At 35.6% G+C, this 6602-nt stretch carries 4 protein-coding genes; all 4 read right to left on the bottom strand.

Annotated elements, in window-relative coordinates; genetic code table 11:
* Positions 1-248: 248 nt before the first annotated feature.
* The 4 genes from MT391_RS20340 to MT391_RS20355 all read right to left on the bottom strand — a co-directional run bounded on the left by MT391_RS20340 (position 249) and on the right by MT391_RS20355 (position 6464).
* Positions 249-1517 carry a hypothetical protein gene (locus MT391_RS20340; protein ID WP_499499878.1) on the bottom strand — a complete coding sequence of 423 codons (1269 nt, stop codon included), beginning with the start codon at positions 1515-1517 and terminating at the stop codon, positions 249-251.
* Positions 1518-4412 carry a site-specific integrase gene (locus MT391_RS20345; RefSeq protein WP_499499879.1) on the bottom strand — a complete coding sequence of 965 codons (2895 nt, stop codon included), beginning with the start codon at positions 4410-4412 and terminating at the stop codon, positions 1518-1520.
* Entirely contained in the window at positions 4413-5978 is a 1566-nt protein-coding gene (locus tag MT391_RS20350; RefSeq protein WP_499499881.1) for a hypothetical protein, read from the bottom strand.
* A 108-nt stretch (positions 5979-6086) separates the two neighbouring features.
* Entirely contained in the window at positions 6087-6464 is a 378-nt protein-coding gene (locus MT391_RS20355; protein WP_499499883.1) for a hypothetical protein, read from the bottom strand.
* Positions 6465-6602: the final 138 nt, after the last annotated feature.

A 6602-nucleotide genomic window follows, 5' to 3' on the forward strand; every position in this document is an offset into this window, starting at 1 on the left:
AGTACTATCCCTACCCGATGGTTTACGTATAATAACGCCATCGGCTGGATTGGGTTTAAGTTCGGTGCAGCCGGTACGAGGCGAAGTGGCTGCAACCACTTCGTCTCAACTGCTATTTATATGAATAAAACGATTAAATTTCATTCATATATCTACTATAAAACAAGCTGTATATTTGTCCAGTGTTTTTTTTGATAAATTGCAGTGTTGTTATATTTCATAAAATTCAGTCTACATATTTCTTTTGTTTACGTTCCAACTAATTCCAATTGCGTACCTGGCAGACTAAAATCATCATTAGTGATGATACTCTGCGCTTTTATTAAACTATTTATCTTATTGATGTCATCAATATCAGTTTCTACGTCAATAGGCACGATAGCAGAAGGGTCGCAGTGAGATTTTTTTTTATAAAAACCAAGTGCATAATTTTTACCTTGACTACTCATCATTAAGTCCACTCGAACTAAACCTTTACCATTTATTCCATCCTTTTTTACTTTGATAATATTGCTGAGTTGAAACTTAAAAAGTGATGGAGTATGAATACTTTCATGCCCGTTATCGTCGCGGAAATAGTTTTGGTTATTAGAAATATCTATGTGTTTGTTAAACGCATAAATATCAACGGCCTCTATTAGATAAATATCATTTTCTGTTATTGATATATATCCTTCGTTTGCGTCGTTTATTATAGGTATATCGTTTACGTCATCAGCGAGAGGTTTGATTAAGTCTTCTATTAAAATCATTATTTTTCTTAAGGTTGTGTAAGTGTCTAGCTTGTTATTGAAAGCCTCATTAAGACCATCCTGTGTAATTGTTTGCCTACTATTATTCATTTGCAGTACTCTGATTGTTACTGTGCCTTGAATACAACCAATTTTAATAATTTCATCGTCTCTTGTTGAGCAAAATACTGATAATGCATCCGAGGTTTTTTGATTCCAAATAAAGTCTTCTGGTATATCAATATTCTGTGGGATATCTAATGTGATCGTATTAGATGTTTTTTTGATATCTACTGTTCTTTTACTCGCGTTTACATTGATAAATAGATAAGGTTTATATTGTTCTAGGAGCATGAGTAGTTTGTGTAAGTGTGAACTCTTATAGTCTTGAAGTGCAACAGTTTCCTCTTTTTTGTTTAATACAGATTTATCAAAGGGCGTAACGCGGGCGCTTCGATGTTTACCTTTTTTGTCTCTAACGGTTACTTCAGGAAGGTAATTACCATTAGTATCAACTTCCATAATGAACGGGATGATTTTTTCCCTCTTAAAATGTGTATAGAGTGTCTTGACGTAATCTCCTGAAAGCGAAAAGCTTCGCTTTTTTAAATCGCGATTGAGTGGAACATCGAGAGTTATATCAAACGTATTGTCCCCTTGCCCATATGCAACGTATAAGGTGCCTTCTTTAGGGGTGTAAATGAAATTACAACTATCATTGCCGCCTTGAATGACTTTATTTAATAGTGCAATATTTTTTGGCTCAATTGGTATTGGGATCCTCATTTATATTTCCTTGTATGAATTTAAAATTAAGACTGCTTGTTCGATGACTACCATCGGCACAGAGAACTTCGGTGTAAGTGTGATAATGAGGTGACTATCTCCTTGCTGTAGTTTCACATGCGTGATTTTTTCTTTGGGCGTACGTTGGTAATGTGTTTTTAGGATTGTTAATAAACGGTCCATTGGGTTTTTACGGTTAACTCTTAACTCAAAAGACACCCCCAACCAGTTCCATTCCTGTTGCCTAAATACGAGAGCAAAATGACGAGCATTATTGACATTGCAGGGCAGCTTTATTTTTATAACGGGATCTCTGCCAGTTTCATTTTGGTTAGCTTTCTCATTTTCAAATACGGTTATTTCACCTAAATGGGCGAGTGCTGTTTTCTGTTTTTTGGTTAAGGGGCGATATTGATGTTTACCAGAGTAGTTCCATATATTGCTTATCACATTAAAATCTAATGAGTCTGTTTTTTGCATTGCTATCATTAATTTTTCGATAAATTGATTAGGTTCAGATGCCCACGAATTCCTCCATGAATGGGCATAGTAATTAGCTTCTGCGGTTTTTCTGTCAGTATTTAATATCACTGCATTACTTGAAGTTTTTTTGAAAATAAATGCACGGATATCGCCCTCGGTTAACATAACAGGTGTATTTTGTTTTTCAGACGTTGATTTGTTTTTATAAGCACTACTTATGCGCATCAATTGCCGGGATAAGTCATTTGAAGTGGGGCTTAACCTTAAAAGAAAGCGTAACTCTGCATGTGTAAAAGTACGCAGAGCAGACACACATTGTTTTGCTCTTAGATAAGGAAATAACCATTGTGTACCGTGAAAGTAATACCAGCGTGTAGTCGTAAAATACTGATGACCAACCTGACGGCATATTTCATCAAAAATCCCGTTATCATTTATGTATCGTTGCTTATTCTGTTCTATCAAATAAGAAAAGCGCTCTTCAAGAAATCCGGGAGAAAGTAGAGGGGATAAATCTGAATAAGGGCCCAAATCATGAGATGGACAACAATACACAAAGTGTATCAATTGATGTGCCAATAAATGGATACCGCTTTTTCGTAAATGATGAAATCGAGCTTTTTGGCCACAAACCGCTTTGATGGCTTTCGTTACGGGGAGTAAATAATTCTGATTCCTCGAATTTATTTTTTCATTATTAAAGCCAATCAATGGGGCAGATATTGGACTCTCTTTTTTGTAGTCCATTACCATACGAACTAGTTTTGCCATTGACTCTGTAATAACAATGTTGACCGTACGAGGTTTACGCCCCTTTGTTATGACGAAGAACACGGTAAATCGATTCGGATAGTCTTTATCGTAGTAAATGCCTTTATTGGTTAAATTAAGAATTTCCATACGACGTGACATTGTAAAGTACGCAAGAATGGCGGTGACTGCTGCAAAAAGCCGTTGCAAAGGAGTGCTGTTACCTTGCGAGAGTAAGCCGTCAACTATTTCTTCATGCTCAGCGATAGTAATTCGAAATGAATCGATTGATGGTGGTAAGTAAGGTTTATCAAACGCACTAATATCGATATTGTCGGTAAGTGCTTGGGTACTTAAAAATTTGAAAAAATTAAGTAAATACCATTTATTCTGTTCACCGTGTACCTTTTTGTAGGTTAGCATTGCCCACATTTGTAATTGTTCATCGCTAATTGCAGTTTCGTAACTCAATGGCGTGTCGATACAATTGGCTGCCGTCATCGTATACTTCCTGATTGTGGTTATCTCTAATTTTTTTCCGTTGATGCCTCCGTTGATGATTAACTCTTTACAATAAAAAAATAAATAATATTCAATAACATCCTTAATACGTAATTTCGGCGTTATTACTAACTCGATGGGCATGTTATTTTTATGTTGAGTGATTAGCTTCTTATGTTGGTAGTCCACCCGGTTTGAGGACGTTTTAGGGGCGAGCTGGTCCTTTTCTTGCCAATCTTGCAGATAAATACCTCTCATCGCGTTATCTTTATCTTTCTTCACAATGGATGACTTATCAAAATCAACATGAGTGTCTGGGAAGGCCATATCTTTTAGGTGGAGGGGCTGTGTCCTATAAATAGTTGCCCAGATACTTTGAAAAATAGCGTGCCACTGCGCTTTAGTAGTAGAAGTTAAATAATAAGGTGATGCTGCTATATGTGCATTAAGTGCTTTACATAATTTGAAAGGGGTGAGGGGCTCTATATTGCTTTGATAATAAGTTTCTAATAAGCGATAACAGTAAAGTGGTAAATGATATCGAGTAAAGGCATTCTCATCTTCTTTTGCTTTTTTATTTGATTTTGGCAGGTGCTTTACTTTGAGTGTCGTTTCGCAACCTTTGAGTTCAAGTGCATCTTTATCTGCCAAGATAGAGGCTAAGTAGTTTAATGATAAAGGAGCAACTTCTATTGCTAGCATTAAGGCAACAAATACGGGGAGAGGTGTGTGACGAGATGCCAAAAAGGCATTTTTTTCACTTTGATAGGCTTGTACTAGTTGGTAAGCCAATGCTTTTTTATTGTTCAATGTGGTGAACCACAATTTATCGCGATCAATCAACAGTTGTTTAGTTTGCTCTGGTAATTGCCATTTTGCGACTCCTTCTAAATACAAAATGATTGCGTTAAATGCTATGCGACGATCTTTTCTTTTACCAGTGGGTACTCGATTAATGGCTTGAATTAATAGGTTATAATGTGATTGACTGAGTTTATGAGTTGACTCATCACCAGAAGGCCAGCGAGAGACAACCCACTCAATATCATCATTGATCGAAGGTGGTAACTTATTTAAAAAAGCATTCTCGCCTTCGTTTATAGAATATCTGATATACTCAACAATCTTTTTTGCCGGCAGATTAGGCTTATTTTTTTGCATTTATCTAAACCCCTTTAAATTAAGTTGCTTCGGAAGTGAATTTAAATAATTTTCGACAGGTATACGTGTGATAGGGAATTGATGGTCACTCCCTAGGTGCTCACCTGCATTAGAGTGACCCATTAATCGGTCTATTTGCTGTATTGAAAGATGATGCGGTACTGTACTTTTCAGTGCTGATTGTGCAAAGAAGTGACGGAATTGGTAAGGAGAAGTACCCTTCCATAATTCATTCAGTTTTATTCTTAGATCCTTGTGAGTAAGAGGTTGTTGTTGACCTTTGTTATCAAGTAAGTACCACATTAATTTACATTCTTGTTCACTTGGAAAAAGTGTCAGCATCTTTTTTTGTAGTGCATGATAGTGAGTAAGATAGGTATGGAAGTATTCGGATAAAATAATGATTCGTTCTTTTCCTTTGTCTTTAATAAGGACATCAGAACCAGGATAGTAGTTGGCTTTTTCAAATGTAATGTTATGTGTTGGCCTCGCGCCTGTTAACGCAAGATGTTGAAAAGCAATTTCATAAGTACGTAAATTGTAAAACTCACGTAGTTGCTCCTTCGTCATATTGTCAATAGCTAGATAATGCGCTATTTCATCATTAATTCGCTCAAAAAAACGTATTACTCCATCGATTGGTAAACCTCGTTTACTGCCAATTATCAGTGAGGGGATAGCTTTGAATGTTTGTGTTCCATTTCCATGAAATAATTGAAATACCGTTATTTTGTCAATTCTTTGAAGATAATTTGCTTGCCGCTCTGCTGGAGTAATCAGTGACTTTTTTAAATTATTAACATAACAACTAAAGTTTTGTTCTAGCTTAGGCGCTTTATCCTCAAGTTGTTTAATAGCATTAATAACTCTGGTCAAATAACGATTGTGAGCTAAGAGTATTTTTTTACGAAGACGGTCGACTTCTTCTGTTTGGTAGAAGAGGGCAGGCTTATGCTGAAGTCGATTAGCGCCGATCATAACCATCTTTGCAATAGTTGATAATTCAGGATCTAGTTGTATACAGTGAATAAAATAGAGACTAAACTTATCTTTACGAACTCGTGGAAAGGGGGCTAAGTGTCGTGATGTCTTCCATTTTTTTGATAACCTAAGATAAAAAATTTTTTTTGCTTTTTTATTTAGCAAAGGGGTGTCATAACTTAGATTCGCAATCGCATGCAGAAATAAACCTTGAAATGCATCGGGTAAAGGTTGCCAGACGTAAATAGCGCTTCCATCTTTCATCGAATATTTTTGAGCGTATTCAACTGTCTTATCATCTTTTTCTTTATATATCCGAAAGCAATGTGGCGCACAGTCTTGAGCTTGACTGACTCGTTTTATGTCGGGGACATCACCGGCGCAATGAATATCTTCTTTTTGCCCGGTTAACCAAATATAAAGATAAAGTAATATAAAACGATCGGTCCCCTTTTTCTTATCTGCTGTTTTCGTGAAACGAGTAAAAGCAACAGCAAGTGTGATTGCTGTTTTAATAGGGCAGGGCATAACACCACCTGCTGCTATTTTTCTATTTCTATTTTGATCGGACGATGAAATTCCCATAAATGACCTATTAGCGTAATGTTTTTGGTTGAGTGATTACCGCATTGACTCGATGAATTACTGTTCGTTGTATCTGCATTTGATTAAAGCGTTTTTTTGCTTGGTTTTTCAGTGAAGTGAGAATAGGAAATTGTATTTTTTGTTGGTCATTAATAATGGAATAATCATGATAAAAAAACGCTTCATTATCTTTTTTATGGATGTTTCTTGGAGGCTGTTGGCCATTACATTAAATTTATCTTCTTGAGGAGATTGCTTGAGTAATTTCACGATTAAATAAATAGGTTGCTGACAATCGAAGCTCTCCTCTTTTTTATTTTTACAAACCAATACCGGTTCAGAATTAAGTAATGTTTGCTCCTTCTCTTTGGATAGTGTTTGAGTTACTGTCAAAGAATAAGTTGAAACAACTTGTGCATTTTTAATATACTTTTGTACTTTATGATGGAAAAGTAATGCCAGTTTACTCAACGAAATATTATTCATTTTTATAGCTCGTCCTTTTATTAAATTAATGTTTAATACTGAATTATTGATTACCTTCAATGGTCCAAATTCCTAAAATTGTGAGTGTACTTTTGTAATTTTTACAACTTCTAAATTTTTAAAATTGAACATTTATTG

The organism is Vibrio sp. 1-Bac 57 (assembly GCF_037546855.1).
Classification (GTDB): Bacteria; Pseudomonadota; Gammaproteobacteria; order Enterobacterales; family Psychromonadaceae; genus Psychromonas.